We start from the raw sequence: 15,462 nt of genomic DNA, 5'->3' as shown, positions 1-15,462 counted from the left end.
TGCGCGCCCGTTCATCACGCGTCCCCCTGCCAGCCATCCAGCCCGATATCGACCACGCGCAACCGCTCGGCCGCCGCGATCATCGCGCGATGCGCGGTTTTGGCGGCGTGAAAGGTGACGGTCAGCCGGGGCAGGGCGGGGTCGTCGAACCAGTCCAGCCTTGGTGCCTCGGGGCAATTGTCCGAACGGCCCGAAGGCGTATCGACCGCACAAAGATAGCGCGCGCCCGGTGCCATCAACGGGGCGGCGGCCTTGCAGAAGGCCCGCCAGACCCCGGTCACCTCGGCCCCCAAAGGCCGCGACAGTCCGATCCCGAACAGTGCATCGACCACGACCAGCGGCCGGCCGGGGGACAGATGGGCGGCAATCCGGGCCGCGGTCCCGGTCGTCCAGTCCGGCACTGCCCCGATTGCCCGCCACTGGCGCCACATGTTTCGCGCATCGGCGGGCAGGCTTGCCTCGGTGCCGAAAAACATTACCCGCACGCTCCAGCCCAGACCCTGCAGGATCCGCGCCATGGCAAACCCGTCGCCGCCATTATTGCCGGGCCCGCAAAGCACCAATGCCTGCGGTGTTCCTTCATCTTGGCCGAAATACCTCGGGGGTGCGGGGGCAGCGCCCCCGCCCGGATCCGTCACAGGCTCCCGCGTTACGTCAAGCTCTGGCCATTCCGCCAGCATCGCCGCGACCGCGCCCTGAGCCGCGCGTTCCATCAATGCCAGCCCGGTCAACTGCCCGCTGGTGATTGCGGCGTGCTCAATGGCGCGCATTTGGGCAGATGAGATCACTTGCTGCATTTTCGCGCCCATACCGTTCTCCATCTGCACATTCAGAGGACATTATGCCTAAAAAATAGGCATACATGCCGAATCCCCCTGACTGCAGCCCTGCCGCCCACCCTAACCGATTGTTCCCGCGCGCCGGAAATGGTCACTGGCCAAAGGAACGGTGAAGACGGGGGAGACTCGGCCCATGAAGAAGATTGAAGCGATCATCAAGCCCTTCAAGCTCGACGAGGTGAAGGAGGCGCTTCAGGAGGCCGGAATTCAAGGTCTTTCGGTCACCGAGGTCAAGGGGTTCGGCCGCCAGAAAGGCCATACCGAACTCTATCGCGGCGCGGAATATGTCGTGGATTTCCTGCCCAAGGTGAAGATCGAGGTCGTGCTGTCCGACGATATGGTCGAGGCTGCAATCGAAGCCATCATCTCGGCCGCGCGCACCGACAAGATCGGGGACGGCAAGATCTTCGTCTCGCCCGTCGAACAAGCCATTCGCATCCGCACCGGTGAGACCGGCGAGGACGCGATCTGAGAACCGGTCCCCGCGCGTGACCCGCGCGACCGGACCGCAAGCCACAGCAGCAGAAGGAATGACGCTTCATGAGCAAGGTCAAGGACGCCCTTAAACTGATGAAGGATGAGGAGGTCGAATACGTCGACATCCGCTTCACCGACCCGAAAGGCAAGCTTCAGCATGTGACGCTGGTGGCCGATCTGGTCGATGAAGACTTCTTCGAGGAAGGATTCATGTTTGACGGGTCTTCCATCGCCGGATGGAAATCCATCGACCAGTCCGACATGAAGCTGATCCCCGATGCGGGTTCGGTCTATATCGACCCGTTCTATGCCGAAAAGACGCTTTGCGTGCATTGCAACGTGGTTGAGCCCGACACCGGTGAGGCCTATAGCCGTGACCCGCGCGGCACGGCCGGCAAGGCCGAGGCCTATCTGAAAGCCTCAGGCATCGGCGATACGGCCTATTTCGGCCCCGAAGCCGAATTCTTCCTGTTTGACGATGTGCGCTATTCGGTGACGCCGGCCAAAGTGTCCTATCAGATTGACGCCGAAGCGGCGGCCTGGAACACGGATGCCGAATTCGAATCCGGCAACCTTGCGCATCGCGCCGGTCACAAGGGCGGCTATTTCCCCGTCAATCCGGTGGATGAGGCGCAGGACATTCGCGGTGAAATGCTGTCCACCATGAAGCGCATGGGCATCAAGGTCGACAAGCACCACCATGAGGTCGCGACCTGCCAGCACGAACTGGGCATGATCTTTGGCGGTCTGGTCGAACAGGCCGACAACATCCAGAAATACAAATATGTCATCCACAATGTGGCGCATGCCTATGGCAAGACCGTCACCTTCATGCCCAAGCCCATGAAGGGCGATAACGGGTCGGGGATGCATGTGAACATGTCGATCTGGAAGGACGGCAAGCCGCTCTTCGCAGGCGACAAATATGCGGATCTGTCGCAAGAGGCGCTCTATTTCATCGGCGGCATCCTGAAACATGCGAAATCGCTGAACGCGCTGACGAACCCCGCGACCAACAGCTACAAGCGTCTGATCCCGGGCTTCGAGGCTCCGGTTCTGCGCGCCTATTCCGCGCGCAACCGCTCGGGCTGTGTCCGGATCCCGTGGACCGAAAGCCCGAAGGCCAAGCGCGTCGAGGCCCGTTTCCCCGATCCGGCGGCCAACCCCTATCTGGCCTTCGCGGCGCTGCTGATGGCCGGTCTGGACGGCATCAAGAACAAGATCGACCCGGGTCCTGCCTCGGACAAGGATCTTTACGATCTGCCGCCCGAGGAACTGGCCGCGATCCCGACCGTCTGTGGTTCGCTGCGCGAGGCGCTGGAGGCAATGGAGGCCGATCACGACTATCTGCTGGCAGGCGACGTCTTCACCAAGGACCAGCTTGAAGGCTACATGGCGCTGAAGTGGGAAGAGGTTTACGCCTATGAACACACGCCGCATCCGGTTGAATACCAGATGTATTACTCCTGCTGATCGAAGGTTGATCCGATCTGCCCGGACCCGGCCTTTCAGGCCGGGTTCATTCATTTTTCAGGACTGAACCGCCCGCAAGCCCCCGCAGGCCCAAGACTGCCTGCGGTGAAAGCCGTCCGGGGATGCCGGGGCAGGGCGGTCCTGTGCGGCCCGGGCCCGTGTGCTGATCAGGCCCGTGCTGATCAGGCCCATGCTGATCAGGACCGTGCTGGTCGGGTCCGTTCAGCTTGCGGTGGAAAGACTTGGGGTCCCGGGGACCGCAGGCCGGGACTGACCGCATGCGCGCGTGGGCAGGCGCACCAGGGGCAGAACCCGCCCGCAGGCACCGGTCCAAGCTCCAGCGCACCCTGATGGGCCGCAGCGCGGTTGGCCTCGATGGCCAGTCCCAGCCCATAGCCCGGCATCGTCTCACAAGACAGGGGGACAGCTTTGGCGGTCAGGCCTCCAGTTCGGCGTCCCAATACAGGTAGTCCGTCCAGCTTTCATGCAGATAATTCGGTGGAAAGCGGCGGCCATGCGACTGCATTTCCACGGCAGTCGGCGCACGCGGGGTCCGGGCCAGATGCAGGCCTGATTGCCGCAAGGAGCGTGACCCTTTGCGCAAATTGCAGGGGGAACAGGCCGCAACGACGTTTTCCCAGCTGGTGATCCCGCCCCGGGCGCGCGGCACCACATGGTCAAAGGTCAGATCCCCGCGGGATCCGCAATACTGGCAGCAGAATTCGTCCCGCAGAAAAAGATTGAAGCGCGTGAAGGCCACGCGCTTCTGGGGTTTTACGAAGTCTTTCAGCACCACAACCGAAGGGATGCGGATCCCGGACCTCTGGCTTCGGACGATCTGGTCATATTCCGCCACGATCGTCACCCGGTCCAGATAGGCGGCCTTCACCGCCTCCTGCCAGGGCCAGAGACTGAGCGGGTAATAGGATAGCGGGCGATAATCGGCGTTCAGCACAAGCGCAGGAAACTGCTTCAGCGCGCCCGGATCCCGCACGAAACTTGTCCTGAAATCGCCATCCATGATCAGAGACTCCCGTTCCACCCCGTTGGCCGATGCGGCAGCGCGGCGGGGAGTCCCGCCCCGATTGCCCCGACTATATATCGCGTTCTCCATCTGGCAAGCCCCCCGATCTATGGAGATGCTGACTGTCGCTACCAATGGCTGGTGACAAAAGGATGACGCATGCCGCAACTGAAGGTCCGCCGCGCGGATAGACGCGGATAGACGCGGCCCGCGCGAAGGCCGACGGCGACCTGTTCATGGGGCAACAATGCGACCCGGGCGATTGACCAGCCCGCGCAACACTCTGCCGCCTGCTTTATTCCACCAGCCAAGAGCCTCGCATCCGCCACGGATATCGCCAGCGTTCAACCGTCGAACAGCGGTCGATCTTCCCGCGCCAGACACGCCGACGTTATAGGCAAAGCTGACATAGGCAGCGTCACGCGTCGGCGGCAGGCGGGCGGTTCTGGTTTCAGCCGTGAAATAGCGATGCAGCGCCGCGTGAAATTCCAGCAGCCGCCGTGCCAGCATGATCCTGCATTCCGCCTCGGTATGGCGGTCTCCCGGCTTCACATTGCGCGTCTCGCCATAGCAGACCGTCCAGATCCCGACCGGGTCGCGATAGGCCAACAGCTCAAGCCCTTCCCATTTCGCGACCAGCGGCACGGCGATCTGCATGGTTGCGGCCGCAGGATCATGCGAGGCCTGCACCTGCTGCTGCGGTGGTGGCAATCAGACGTCCTGCGCGGCACCCCAGCCGACCGCCAGCACTGCCAGCAATGCAACCGCCCAGGGGCTATGTGTCCGGTCGCGGGAGATGCCCTGATTGATGATGCGACCGATCAATCCGTAGACCAGCGCCGCCACGCCCGCCACCCACCACAAGCGGGGGTTTGTGTCCACCAGCCACAGCCAGTAAATCAGATCGGGCGCCAACAGCAGCCCGAGCGACAGGAAAAACGCCCAACTGCTATGCGCGCGCAGCAGCACCGTCTTTCATTCCGGTATCAAGTTCATCCCCTGCCTCCTTCCAATCTGCGCGCCAGCCCGTCCAGCGTGCGGTTGATCTGCAAAAGCTGCGTCTCGATCCGGGCGATCTGCGCGGCCTCGCGCATCTCCAGCGCGTGGATCCGCGCCTCGTGCTGCTCACTCACCCCGATCGATTTGCGCAGGTCCTCGGCATTCTGCCGGCCGGTCACGCCCATGGTCGCCCAGGCGATACCGCCACTGAAGAGGATCGTGGCGATCACGATCACATTGCCAAAGCTGATGCGATTATCGACTTCCGGCACTGGCATCAGGCCACTCCTATCCTTGCGTCATACAGATCCCAAGCATGCGCCCAGAAATTCGGGTAGTTTGCGACCATCAGCAGGGCGTTCAGCGCGGATCGGAACGGCGCGCCAATCACATTCCAGTTCTTTTCCTCGGGATCGAAGGCCGTCAGGGAAAAGCCGAAATCGGTGGCGAACAAATCCAGATCGCCGGCATAGGAATGGCCGCCGCCTTGGTCTGGCCATTCATCACCCCATTGGTGACCAGCACCACCGCGCGGGTATCTTCCTCATCCGTCCAGCGCGCGGACTTGGCGGGCGCCTCGGCATCCGGCTCCCCGCCGGGGCGCGCCTCGGACGCCCCGGCGGGGGCCTCGGCCGGCTGGGCGGAAGCATCGCCATTCGCGCCGGCAGCATCCGGCGCGGCCTCGGCCAAAGGCTCGATCAGAACAATGTCACCCTCCCCGGCATCGTCCTGCACAGGATCATCGCCGGGGAGGGGATCGACCGGGCCGGGCTGCCAACTTTGACCCTCCGCACCCTTTTCGGGGGCGTCTGCTTCGGAGGGTAATTCGGGTTCGGGGGTGGGTTCGGGTTTCAGATCGGGTGGGACCACGATGATGACGAAATCGCCCGTCACCTCATCGCGGATCATCGTTTGCCGGTCCCGGTCCGGATCACATCCGGTCACCCTCGGCCTGATCACCCCGTCCAGCGGATGCCGCCGCTCGGGCATCCGGGCATTGATGGTGATCCGCATGATGTCGATCCTGTTTGAACGGGCGGAAAAACTCGGCTGGCGGCTGAACAATTCCAACCCCTGCCTGCGGCTGGGCGTCCAGTCCCCGCACCCGCGCGACCGCGTGGCGACATGGGATGAAATCAACGCCATGCTGCAGGCGGCGCGCGATGCAGGCCTGCCCTTGATGGCGCTGGCGATCCTGCTGGCGCTTTATGCCGGCCAGCGCCAGACCGCAGGCCTGCTGCCGCTCCATGCCGAAATCATCCCGGCCCTGCGCGCCGCCCTGGCCGAAACCGGCAGCGCCAAGGCCCCGCGCGGCGATGACAGCCCGCTCCTGATCGAGGAACGCGTGGGCCGCGCCTATCCAATGGCAACATGCAGATCGTCGGCCTGCCGCACGACATCGAGGATCCGATATTCCCCGATCGCCACGCGGCCGAGGCTTGGCTTGCGTCCCGCCTGGATCCGCTGACAGCACGCACCCGGCGCGGTCCACGGCCCTGCCTCTGCTGCGGCGCGCGCTTCCTGTCCGCAGGGCGGCACAACCGCCTGTGCGATCCATGCAGGGGGCAGGCATGACCGACAAGCCGCTGCCCCCGCTGGCCGATCTGCTGCGCCCGCTCTCCGCCCGCGTGATGCCCGCCCGGGCCAGTCACACGATCAGCGGCCGCGAAATGACCCCGCAACAGGCCCTGATGGCACAACGCCAGACAAGGCGGCAGGGCCTGTGCAGCAAAAAGCCCGCGTCCGCGGTGGACGCGCGGACGGTATGCCAAGGGATACTAAAGAAACCTAATGGTTTCAGGATCTTATGGCTCCGGCGGTAGGGAGCGAGGCTCCGAGCGCCGAGCTTTCAGGCCGTTGTTTTTCAACAAGAATTTTCGCGGCGGAAATCCGATTGTTTCAGTCTTTTGTGCGGGTGTCACAACGGTAGCATCGCCGGCGCGGCTTGCAAGCTGAAAGCTGCGGAGAACGCGGCCGGCAATTGTGAGCGTCTCTACTTGGGCTTGAGGGTGAGGACGTCCCCGACATCCTCGGTGCAATAGTCCCGGTCTTCTCTTTGCTGACCAAGGTCACGAATACGGGTGACCCAGGCGCTCAGCGCCTCGCCCTCGATCTCGCGCTCGACGATCAGCGCCTCGGCCAGCGCCTCCACGGTCCCGCGATGCGTGGCCACCAGCGCGCGGGCTTCGGCGGCGGCGGTGGTCAGCAGGTGGTCAAGCTTCGCGCGGAGCCAATTCGGCGCCTGCAGGCCGGTTGGCAGGCCCGGGTGCCAGAGGAGGCCGCCGTCGCCAAAGCCCCATTCGAGCTCCATCGCCAGGACGAGCCGCGTCGAATGCGCGAGGTCTGAGCTGGGGCCGGCCCCGGCGCCGGTGGAGATGGTTCCGCACAGCACTTCTTCCGCCGCGCGTCCACCGAGGTTCATGCGCAGTTCGGCCAGCGCGCTCTCGCGGGTGTGCATGGCCCGCGGGCGCCATTCCACCTGCCCGCAGGAGGGCGTGAGCCGCATGGCTACCGGGTCCGGCATGCCCCCTAGGACGCCGACCAGCACATGCCCGGCTTCGTGCAGCGCCACCCGGCGCTGTTCGGCAAGGGTCAGCGCCTGATGGCGGGCCTCGGCTTCGGCGGCGAGGGCGGCGGCGAGGGGCAGAGCGTCGCCCCGCGCCCGGGCGAGCGCCGCGCGGGCCAGGGCTGCCGCCGCGGCGCCGCTGGTGCCGACCAGTCGGCCGGCGGCCTCGGCAATGGCCTCATCGAGGACCGGATCCTGCCCCGGTTCCGCCGCGTCGAGATGGTGCCGCAGGATCTGCGCGATCCCCGCCCGGTTGGGCGCGTTGAGGCGCAGAAGCCGGTCGAAGCGGCCCGGGCGGCGGATCGCCCCGTCGATGGCGCGCAGGTCATTCGTGGCACCAATCAGGACGACTCCAGGCGTGGACATCAGCCGGTCAAGCTGCCGCAACAAGCCGGTGATCACCGCGCGCATGTAGGTGCCATTGCGCGATCCCGCGCCGGCTTCCCGCGAGCTGAAGCCGTCGAGTTCGTCGAGGAAGAAAATTGCGGGCGCCCGGCTGATCGCCTCGGCCACCGCGGCTTCGAGAGCGGCCAGCATGTCGCCGAGATGCCCGGCCTTCTGGCACTCGCTGAAGCCGGTGGCGATCAGCGGCAGCCCGGCTTCCGCGGCAAAGGCTCCGGCGAGCAGGGTCTTTCCGGTGCCCGGCGGGCCGTGCAGGATCAAGCTGCGCGGCACTGCCGACCAGGCCAGTTTGCCGTCGCGCCAGGCGCTCATATCGGCGGCCAGCTGGCGGAAGGCCGCGACGGCCTGCGGCTGCCCGGCCACGGTTTCCAGCCCGGCAACCTGCCCGGCGGTGACGGGTGCTGGCATGGCCCGCCGGCGCAGGATGTCGAGCGCCGCACCCGGGGTGGCGGCATGCAGTGCGGTAACGAGTTCGAGCGGCATCAGGCGGGCGAGCGCCTCCTCGCCCGGGAGCTGAGCAAGCACGCCCGCAAGGTCCCGCGCTTGCGGGAAGAGCAGCCTCATCAGCGCCGCAACCCGGCTCCGGTCCGGCCGCGGCAGGCGCAGCTCGTGCGTGCAGAGAGGCTGCAGGGCGGACGGTAGATCTGCCGGCGTGAGGTTGATCGCCACCACGCCGCGGCCCGTCATCAGGCTGTCCTCAATCTGCTTGCAGAGCTTGCGACGCTGATCGGCCAAGGCGCCCGCGGGTGAGCCGGTCTGGCGCAGGGGCGCTTCGCTCTCGCTGTGAAACAGCGCCCTGAGGATCTCCAGACGGTCCCAGAGCCCTTGCGCCGCGGCAAGCTCGGCCCCGCACCAACCATGGATCAGCGCCAGTTGTGCCGGCGCCCCCGGTTTCGCGCCGCCCTGGCGCTCAATGGCGGCGGCAAGGGTCAGGATCAGGAGCGCCTGCGACGGTAGCGCGCCGATGCGCGGCCAGCGCAGGGTTTCCGCGGCGGCGGCCTCGGCCAGCGCATCCTGGGGCTCGTCCTCGTCGGGGGGCGGGCCGCCGGCCGCGGCCAGGAGCGCGGCGGTGTCGGGCCGGTGCCGGTCGAGCCAGTGCTGGGCCAGGCTGAAGCCCGGGACGGATTTGGGGTCAGGGAGGGAGGGCGCAGAAAACTGCGCAGGGAGACTGGAATGGGTCATGTCGGGGGCCTCGCGGAGCGAAATTGGGGGCGTTCGGCGCCGGAAGGCCCGGCGCCGGGGCTGGGAGGAGTTCTGCAAAGAGCAGGCGTGCCGGGGTCAGGCCTCAGCCGATATCGATGGCGCTGCCGGGAGCGTGCTGCCGAGAGCGGCCTCTTCGATTGCCGCGAGGGCGGCGTCGAAACTCGCCCGCGGATCGCGCCGCAGGTGGGTGATGGCGGACAGGGGCACATGATGCCGCGGGGCCATGTCGGCGGTATAGGCAATGACAGACTCGCGCAGGATGACGATGGCGAGGAGGTCGAAATCATCGTCTTCGTAACGCCGCATACCTTGGGGGCTTCCGCGGTAGCCCTTGCGCGGCTCGACAGAATACCCCCGGGGCGATGGCAAGGTGACGGTCTTGACCTGCACCCGTAGCGGCCGCGGCGCGCGCAGAATGAGGCGGTCGAAAGGAAAGAACTCGCCCACGGCAAGGGAAAGTTCACCGAAGCAGAGCGTCTGGGCATCGAAGAGCGCCTCGCCCGCGGCGCCGAGCTGCTTTGCGTGATGACAGACAGCTGCGGAAGTGAGGTTGGGCCAGTGCCGCAGGTCATGCGCGGCGGGCGCCGGAAGGTCGACGGGCGGCAGGCGCAGGCCGGAAAGAAGGGGCTGAGACGTCATTGGGCATCCTTCAGATGGATGGATCCGGGGCGCGGGGGTGAGGACGCGCGCGGCGTCGCGGCCCGGACGCATGGCGCGCGCCCGGGGTCGCTCCGGATCAGGAAAAAGGGTTGAGAACGGGGCTCAGAGATAGGCGGCCAGCGCGTCGCCGGCGGTCTCCGCCTCGTCGGGGAGCTCCGCCACCTCGGCCTCCAGCGTTGCCAGCGAGTCCAGCCGGGCAAACGCGATGGACAGCAGCCGATTGACCGGACCCGCTTCAGGATGGCCCGGCTCCAGCAAGAGCCGCGCCCGGGCCTCGCCGATCATCTGATGCACGCCGGCGCGATCCACCGCATCCTCCATCCCGATCGCCAGGCGCACGAGAAGCGCGCCGATCTGCAACGCCCTGTCCCCCGGCGAGGCCGGCGGGGTGCTGAGCACCATCTGGGCAGCGGCATCGGTGGCGGCGAAGGCATGGGTGATCTCGTCGGGATCGATGTTGACCGCCGGGAAATAGGTCCATTCATCGACCAGCGCCCGCTCGGCGCGCAGGAGATCCGCCAGCCTTTCGACCAACTGCTGGAAAAGAGGGGGGATCGCGCTTGCGGGGGTGAAACGGGCGTCGAAAGACGCAGTTTCCATCGCCCAGAGGGGCGTGGTAAGGGTCGTGGTAGCCATGGGAGTTCCTCTCGACAGGAATTTCGGTGGTCAGGACGGAGGTGGGAGTTGCCGCTCTTGCTTCCGTCCGATAATTATGGCACTGAAAATCCATAATGTCAATGGAGAAATTGCCATGCCCCGAGTCGGCCGACCAAAAACCGATACAGAGCCGGTTACGCTTCGCTTGCCTCGGCAGATGATCGAGACCCTTGACGACCTGCGACGGCAGGAGAAGGACATCCCCTCCCGGCCTGAGATGATCCGGCGGATCCTCGTGTCGCATCTGAAGATTGATGATGAAGGCTGATGTGCCGGGGGTGTCTTGAAGCGCCGTCGGCGGGAGTTTCCTGCTCCGGCCGGCGTTGCGAGGTGCCTGAGCTAGCCTATCTGCTCCCTGTACTGGGAGAGGCTGACACCCGAGTTGACCTGATCGGCCCATTGTTGCCGCTCGGCTCCTATCTGTCGCTGCCTTGCAGCGTCCCCAGACCGGACGTTTGTGCTTGGCGCAGCGAGATCGTCGGGTCACAGTCTGCTATGCGGGACATTGCTGACGTTGCCGCTCGGATGGCCTACTGGTTCTTTGCCAAAGTCAGCATCGCAGCGGCAAAGTCCTCAGGCGCTTCTTGCGGCAGATTGTGGCCCGTTCCGTCGATGATCCGGCGCTCATAGAACCCGGTGAAATGTGGGCGGTCAAGATCTTCTGCTATAGGCGGGTCTACCCCATCATCGCGACCCTGAAGCACAATGGTAGGGACGGCTATGTTGGGCTGGGAGGCCAGCCACGCCTCGATACCGTCATAGGCTGAATCACCGATTATACCGCCAAAACGGTGGCGATAGGAATGGAGCACGATCTCCACGAAGTCGGGGTTGTCGAAGGAGGGGGCCGTTGCGTCCCATGCCACATCGTCAAACCGCCAGCTTGGCGACCAGAGCGACCAGATGTAGCGACAGATATCACGCCTGTTATGAGTCAATCCGGCCCGACCGCGCTCGGTATGGAAGTAATACATATACCAGTAACGGGCTTCCTCGACTGCTGGAGCAGGGGTGGAGGCATTCGCAATGTTTTGGATATTGTAGCCCTGTCCGCAGCTTACAAGGCCGCGCACGCGTTCCGGCCAAAGCGCAGCGGCGATGCATGCAGCACGACCACCCCAATCGTATCCACCCAGCAAGGCAGTGCCAATGGAGAGCGCATCCATGAAGGCCAGAAGATCGGCCCCGAGGGCGGCCTGCTGGCCTGAGCGCATCGTGTCGGGAGAAAGAAAACTGGTGGGGCCAAAGCCACGCAGATACGGGACAAGACAGCGATACCCACGCCCGGCGAGGGTGGAGGCGACTGCATCGTAAGCGCGGGCGTCATAGGGAAAGCCATGCAGCAGGATCACCGGATCTCCGCATTCCGGCCCGGTCTCATGGTAGTGGATATTGAGGTATCCCGCTTTGATCGATTTCACCCGATGCTTCCTCCGGATTGCGCGAACTGGAAGACTAAGCCAGCGGGCCAAATGGCTGCAATAGGCTCCTCGCGTCGATCTGCCTCCCCTAGCGACGGCACGGGCGTGCGGCAGCCCCTTGACCAGCGCACTCGGCCTAAAGCCGCCGGTCACCTGCTTAGAATGCTGCATAGCCGTATTCTCCAAAGCCGCCCTTCGGCGGGTGCTGCAGCAAACTCGGGGAGGTATCGTAGCGATGCAGTACGAAACTGCCGTTCGTCTCAGGCGAGTATGCAGAAACAGCACTCAGCCTCTCATCGCCACCGCAAACGCGCGATCATGGTCTAGGCCTGCGCCCCGATCTCCGGCGGATCGATCAGGTCGCAGGTATCAGGATCGATCCCGTAATATTGTCTGAACTGACGCTTTGCGAGCGCGATGAGTGCGCCATTCTCGCTCTTCCCGGTGAGCCATTTGAAGTCGTAGCGGAAAGGTCCCGATTGCAAGGTCCATTGCAGCGCAAGATCATATACGAGCATGCTAGTGAAAAAGGTCTGCACGAGCATCTTGGTGTTCTGATCGCTGCGACCGGGCATAGCGCGCGGAAAGATCTGCTCAGTATCGGCTCGGTCCTGAAAGAGGGACAGATGATCGACAAAGAGAGCGCTCCCCTCCGGCGTTGCCTTCTCCCCGGCCAGCCACATGCCGGGCCAGCAGAAGAATTCGGGCCGCTTCAGCTTGTCGCGGCAGAAGGCGATATAGTGCGCGACCATGACGCGCACCGGCGTGTTCACGGCCTGAAAGCTAAATGTGCGATGTTCCTCCATTAGCGCATCGACTGGACCACCATCTCCCAAAAGACCCACGACCGCTTCTAGGGCGGCATGCGGATGATCATAGCCGCAACGGTCGGTCAGCCGACCCGCGATATAATCATACTCGAGGGCGGAATAGGTCTGCACGCCTTTCGCAAGTTCCGGCGCCTCTGCCGCTGCCAGACACAGAAGCGTGAACCGAGCCCCGGCATCCACGTCGCTGATGAGGTAGTCGAAATGCTCAATATCCAGCGGAAAACCGCGCGTGGGGTTGATCGCCAGATCGCAGATGAGGAGGAAGAGGCCGACCAGCGGGTCGTCATAGCGCTCCGGCCATTCTTTGGCCGTCAGCTTGAGAAACAGCTCGAAGGCATTCCCGTAGAGCGGCGAGAAATAGCCATCGTCGCGATAAGTCTGAAGCAGTTCGGGGCCGCCGGCCGATGCCAGAAACTGGATCTGACAGAAGCGGGCCTGACCTTCAAAGATGTGGTGCAGGCCGATCTCGGCATAGGGCGGCCGCGGACCATAAGGGAAGCCTTCGTTGCGTCCGGCATGCAGCCGACGGGTGTCCGCATCCCACCTCTCGGGATCGGGAAACTGGCCGTCAACGAAGTCGCATGAGCCGTTAATGGCGCTGATGGTGTCGCCATAGGCCTTCAGATAGCTGTGGCCCACACCGAGGAAAAAGGGCGAGCGCTCATGTTCGAGCACCGACTTGGGAGACAAGGCGAGTTGCTTGTAGTACTTGATATCGAGGGCATTGTTGACAGCGACATTGCCGGCAATAAGCCTTGGATCGAGGGTCGGCGTGCCATCGATCAGTGCGCGATCTGCCCATGCCTTTACCGGCTTCACTGCACCGACCTCTCGTGCAAAATCCCGAAGGAATTGCATGCTGCCGTACACCTGCGCAGGATATGATAGGCTCAGGATCAAGCCTGCCGTCGATCCGACGTGCTGCCACCAGTGGATCGTTTCATGCAGATAGGTGGAATAGGCCTGATACAGTTCCGCTGTTTCATAGCCGTCTGTTTCCTGCCGGGTGATGGCATCGACCAGCTCGTGCGCGCGTGGGCTCAAACGCAGCACGAAATGCTCCGTCGTGTATGTACCGTGCGCGTCGATGGTCGCCTCGAACACCGTCTGATCGCTGCCAGGATTGAGCAGTTCCGGGTTCAGATCGGAAAACTTAAGCATAGGGCTAATCCTCGCTCGTAAAGTTCGCGGCTGGCCATTGCGAGAGGGCGACGCCACGATACAATCTGATTGCCATTCATGAAAACGAATGCCCTTAGCCGCTAGTTCGCCTGTGTACGTAGCTAAGCGAAGAGACTGGCGGCACCGGTTTAGCTATGTCCTGCCAACAATCCCAACGCTCGCCGTCGATCAGACCAGATCGGCGTCAATCGGGCGGAACAGATCGATCGAACCCAGTACATGGCCGTCCGGAAGATAGCTTGCGCCACTGAATCCAGCGATCCGGCGCTCGAGGCGCGGCAGATCGTTGATCGTCATCGGTCCGTTTCGTGCGGTGCCGACAAGGTGTCGAAACGTCTTCTCTTCAATGCCGATAAATGTGCCTGAGCTCCGATCAAGTCTCAAGGGATCGTTCGGCACGGCGACCAACTTTCCGGCATGGAACCTGAAGGGCTGAACGCCCTCGGGATCGGTCGGGAAATAGCCTCCCACAAACCGCAGTCCCTTCAGCGCCGGTAGCAGGCATTCCCATATTATGATCTGGAAGCTCAGATCGTCAGCGATCGTCGTACCTGTCGCGAGCGCGGCCGAGAGGACGGGCTGGCGGATCTTCGCAAGGCTCGACGCATAATGGACGGAGCGCACTGCGGCCGCGAACGCCCCGCTTTCATCGAAAAAGGGGCGCTCACCTGGGGTTTGTGGGTCCTCAGCGGAAAGAGTCGTGAAGATGGCGCGGCTGTGAGTGTGGACTGCCCATCGCATCGCTACGATGTAGCCCTTTACGCTCATCGCGTTTCCGAGCCGATCAAGAACGCGCACCCGATTGAACTGATTGCGCCAGGTTGCGAATTTCTTAGCCTTGAAACCGACTGCCTGGATCGTACCCTTCGCCTCCGCGAGAGACACTTGGCCAGTCGGCTCCACGCAGAAATAGTCGGGCGCATCTCCTTCGGTGCTGGGATTGTATTCGACTGTGACGCCATGCGCCCAAGAAAGCGCGCCGTGATTTCGCACGTCTTCGATCCGGGCGACGTGCGTGATTTCAAGGTGCTCCGCCAGGAACCAACGACAGAAAGCCTCGCCGAGCTCATTCGAGTTGTTTTGCTTCTTCGTCTTGTTGGCGCCGAGGCCGTTCCGCTGGAACCGAAAAGTGGTGCATGGCTCCAGATAGCGAACGTGCTCGAACTCGGCGGGGTCAGGATTCGGCGGGGCCCTGTCGTAGCTCTGCAGATAATAGTAGTGATACAAGTCGGCTAGATTGACCATGATTTCCAGTACGGGACTTGCCGGATTTGCTGGATTTTGGAGTGAAGGCGGCACGGTCGGAAACTTGTTAAGCGCCACTCTAATTGACTTCTGCATACATCCCTCAAGGCGTTTCCCGTCGACGTCGGACAGCGACATTGCGATATCGTCTCCAATATGGACCCGACGATTCCTCTGCGGCAAGTCCCAGCCCAGAGACAGCACCCACAATGATCAGTTCGTGACTGCTATTTAGGTCCTGGGTAGTCTCGTTACTAATCTCGACCCCAGGCTGGCGGATGGCCTGCATTGAAAGTGCATGGACTACTGACCAGAAATGCCAGAGACCGAGTCGCACCGAGGGGAGAACCGCGTGGACTGGACCTGTCGCGGTTTGGTGCCGCTCCTTTGATAGCATAATGTGCAGCAAAGGAGACGAACTATGGGCACGGGAAGAACGGATGAATTTCGCAAAGACGCGGTGCGAATTGCACTGACCAGCGGG

The 15,462-nt window shown here is 63.5% G+C and carries 18 protein-coding genes; 5 read left to right on the top strand and 13 right to left on the bottom strand.

The features are described 5' to 3' along the window. Positions 1-14: 14 nt before the first annotated feature. Positions 15-797, bottom strand: a complete 783-nt coding sequence (locus JL811_RS20260) for an NAD(P)H-hydrate epimerase (RefSeq protein WP_202688547.1) — start codon at positions 795-797, stop codon at positions 15-17. A gap of 175 nt (positions 798-972) precedes the next feature. On the opposite strand from JL811_RS20260, the gene JL811_RS10235 reads away from it, so the two are divergent. Both JL811_RS10235 and glnA read left to right on the top strand, forming a co-directional pair. Next, the gene (locus JL811_RS10235; protein WP_202688546.1) at positions 973-1,311 is read left to right on the top strand and encodes a P-II family nitrogen regulator; all 339 of its coding nucleotides are present in this window, start codon (positions 973-975) and stop codon (positions 1,309-1,311) included. Positions 1,312-1,379: 68 nt separating this feature from the next. Next, positions 1,380-2,789, top strand: a complete 1,410-nt coding sequence (gene glnA / locus JL811_RS10230) for a type I glutamate--ammonia ligase (RefSeq protein ID WP_202688545.1) — start codon at positions 1,380-1,382, stop codon at positions 2,787-2,789. A gap of 436 nt (positions 2,790-3,225) precedes the next feature. Here the strand turns inward: glnA and JL811_RS10225 are convergent, their stop codons facing one another. From JL811_RS10225 to JL811_RS10205, 6 genes are all read right to left on the bottom strand, one after another. Next, complete coding sequence (locus JL811_RS10225; protein WP_202688544.1) at positions 3,226-3,810, bottom strand: HNH endonuclease; 585 nt, start codon at positions 3,808-3,810, stop codon at positions 3,226-3,228. 237 nt (positions 3,811-4,047) lie between these two features. Beyond that, on the bottom strand, positions 4,048-4,524 hold the full coding sequence (locus JL811_RS19955; protein ID WP_237684920.1) for a lysozyme: 477 nt from the start codon (positions 4,522-4,524) through the stop codon (positions 4,048-4,050). After that, complete coding sequence (locus tag JL811_RS19950; RefSeq protein ID WP_237684919.1) at positions 4,525-4,782, bottom strand: hypothetical protein; 258 nt, start codon at positions 4,780-4,782, stop codon at positions 4,525-4,527. Between the two features lie 23 nt (positions 4,783-4,805). After that, entirely contained in the window at positions 4,806-5,090 is a 285-nt protein-coding gene (locus JL811_RS10215; protein WP_202688543.1) for a hypothetical protein, read from the bottom strand. After that, positions 5,090-5,266, bottom strand: coding sequence for a hypothetical protein (locus JL811_RS10210; protein ID WP_202688542.1), 177 nt, complete (start codon positions 5,264-5,266; stop codon positions 5,090-5,092). Before JL811_RS10210 ends, JL811_RS10215 begins: the two co-directional genes overlap by 1 nt. Beyond that, a complete protein-coding gene (locus JL811_RS10205; protein ID WP_202688541.1) occupies positions 5,236-5,826 on the bottom strand; it encodes a hypothetical protein in 591 nt (196 codons plus the stop codon). The genes JL811_RS10210 and JL811_RS10205 overlap by 31 nt, the downstream gene beginning before the upstream one ends. On the opposite strand from JL811_RS10205, the gene JL811_RS10200 reads away from it, so the two are divergent. Then, positions 5,825-6,280: a hypothetical protein gene (locus JL811_RS10200; RefSeq protein ID WP_202688540.1), complete on the top strand. Its 456-nt coding sequence runs from the start codon at positions 5,825-5,827 to the stop codon at positions 6,278-6,280. The genes JL811_RS10205 and JL811_RS10200 overlap by 2 nt on opposite strands. 103 nt (positions 6,281-6,383) lie before the next feature. Beyond that, entirely contained in the window at positions 6,384-6,635 is a 252-nt protein-coding gene (locus JL811_RS10195) for a hypothetical protein (RefSeq protein ID WP_202688539.1), read from the top strand. A 170-nt stretch (positions 6,636-6,805) separates the two neighbouring features. Here the strand turns inward: JL811_RS10195 and JL811_RS10190 are convergent, their stop codons facing one another. From JL811_RS10190 to JL811_RS10180, 3 genes are all read right to left on the bottom strand, one after another. Beyond that, on the bottom strand, positions 6,806-8,962 hold the full coding sequence (locus tag JL811_RS10190) for an AAA family ATPase (RefSeq protein WP_202688538.1): 2,157 nt from the start codon (positions 8,960-8,962) through the stop codon (positions 6,806-6,808). 96 nt (positions 8,963-9,058) lie between these two features. Beyond that, positions 9,059-9,622 (bottom strand): PDDEXK-like family protein, encoded by a 564-nt coding sequence (locus JL811_RS10185; RefSeq protein ID WP_202688537.1) that lies wholly within the window; start codon positions 9,620-9,622, stop codon positions 9,059-9,061. 123 nt (positions 9,623-9,745) lie between these two features. After that, positions 9,746-10,279 carry a hypothetical protein gene (locus JL811_RS10180; RefSeq protein WP_202688536.1) on the bottom strand — a complete coding sequence of 178 codons (534 nt, stop codon included), beginning with the start codon at positions 10,277-10,279 and terminating at the stop codon, positions 9,746-9,748. 76 nt (positions 10,280-10,355) lie between these two features. Between JL811_RS10180 and JL811_RS10175 the strand changes: the two genes are divergently transcribed. Then, positions 10,356-10,568, top strand: a complete 213-nt coding sequence (locus JL811_RS10175; protein WP_237684918.1) for a ribbon-helix-helix protein, CopG family — start codon at positions 10,356-10,358, stop codon at positions 10,566-10,568. A gap of 262 nt (positions 10,569-10,830) precedes the next feature. Here the strand turns inward: JL811_RS10175 and JL811_RS10170 are convergent, their stop codons facing one another. The 3 genes from JL811_RS10170 to JL811_RS10160 all read right to left on the bottom strand — a co-directional run bounded on the left by JL811_RS10170 (position 10,831) and on the right by JL811_RS10160 (position 15,116). Continuing rightward, positions 10,831-11,721, bottom strand: a complete 891-nt coding sequence (locus JL811_RS10170) for an alpha/beta fold hydrolase (protein WP_202688535.1) — start codon at positions 11,719-11,721, stop codon at positions 10,831-10,833. A gap of 323 nt (positions 11,722-12,044) precedes the next feature. Beyond that, complete coding sequence (locus tag JL811_RS10165) at positions 12,045-13,712, bottom strand: hypothetical protein (RefSeq protein ID WP_202688534.1); 1,668 nt, start codon at positions 13,710-13,712, stop codon at positions 12,045-12,047. 189 nt (positions 13,713-13,901) lie between these two features. After that, a complete protein-coding gene (locus tag JL811_RS10160) occupies positions 13,902-15,116 on the bottom strand; it encodes a hypothetical protein (RefSeq protein WP_202688533.1) in 1,215 nt (404 codons plus the stop codon). Positions 15,117-15,462 lie beyond the last annotated feature (346 nt).

Source organism: Szabonella alba (assembly GCF_016765775.1).
Lineage (GTDB): Bacteria > Pseudomonadota > Alphaproteobacteria > Rhodobacterales > Rhodobacteraceae > Szabonella > Szabonella alba.
This window is presented reverse-complemented; position numbering and strand designations above follow the sequence as displayed.

What these genes read in the sequence shown, in the direction of transcription:
- JL811_RS10190 (WP_202688538.1), bottom strand. Translation starts at nt 8,962, where the DNA reads ATGACCCATTCCAGTCTCCCTGCGCAGTTTTCTGCGCCCTCCCTCCCT.
- JL811_RS10225 (WP_202688544.1), bottom strand. Translation starts at nt 3,810, where the DNA reads ATGGATGGCGATTTCAGGACAAGTTTCGTGCGGGATCCGGGCGCGCTG.
- JL811_RS10205 (WP_202688541.1), bottom strand. Translation starts at nt 5,826, where the DNA reads ATGCGGATCACCATCAATGCCCGGATGCCCGAGCGGCGGCATCCGCTG.
- glnA (WP_202688545.1), top strand. Translation starts at nt 1,380, where the DNA reads ATGAGCAAGGTCAAGGACGCCCTTAAACTGATGAAGGATGAGGAGGTC.
- JL811_RS10215 (WP_202688543.1), bottom strand. Translation starts at nt 5,090, where the DNA reads ATGCCAGTGCCGGAAGTCGATAATCGCATCAGCTTTGGCAATGTGATC.
- JL811_RS10195 (WP_202688539.1), top strand. Translation starts at nt 6,384, where the DNA reads ATGACCGACAAGCCGCTGCCCCCGCTGGCCGATCTGCTGCGCCCGCTC.
- JL811_RS10175 (WP_237684918.1), top strand. Translation starts at nt 10,356, where the DNA reads ATGGCACTGAAAATCCATAATGTCAATGGAGAAATTGCCATGCCCCGA.
- JL811_RS10200 (WP_202688540.1), top strand. Translation starts at nt 5,825, where the DNA reads ATGATGTCGATCCTGTTTGAACGGGCGGAAAAACTCGGCTGGCGGCTG.
- JL811_RS20260 (WP_202688547.1), bottom strand. Translation starts at nt 797, where the DNA reads ATGCAGCAAGTGATCTCATCTGCCCAAATGCGCGCCATTGAGCACGCC.
- JL811_RS10185 (WP_202688537.1), bottom strand. Translation starts at nt 9,622, where the DNA reads ATGACGTCTCAGCCCCTTCTTTCCGGCCTGCGCCTGCCGCCCGTCGAC.
- JL811_RS10180 (WP_202688536.1), bottom strand. Translation starts at nt 10,279, where the DNA reads ATGGCTACCACGACCCTTACCACGCCCCTCTGGGCGATGGAAACTGCG.
- JL811_RS10235 (WP_202688546.1), top strand. Translation starts at nt 973, where the DNA reads ATGAAGAAGATTGAAGCGATCATCAAGCCCTTCAAGCTCGACGAGGTG.
- JL811_RS10160 (WP_202688533.1), bottom strand. Translation starts at nt 15,116, where the DNA reads ATGTCGCTGTCCGACGTCGACGGGAAACGCCTTGAGGGATGTATGCAG.
- JL811_RS10165 (WP_202688534.1), bottom strand. Translation starts at nt 13,712, where the DNA reads ATGCTTAAGTTTTCCGATCTGAACCCGGAACTGCTCAATCCTGGCAGC.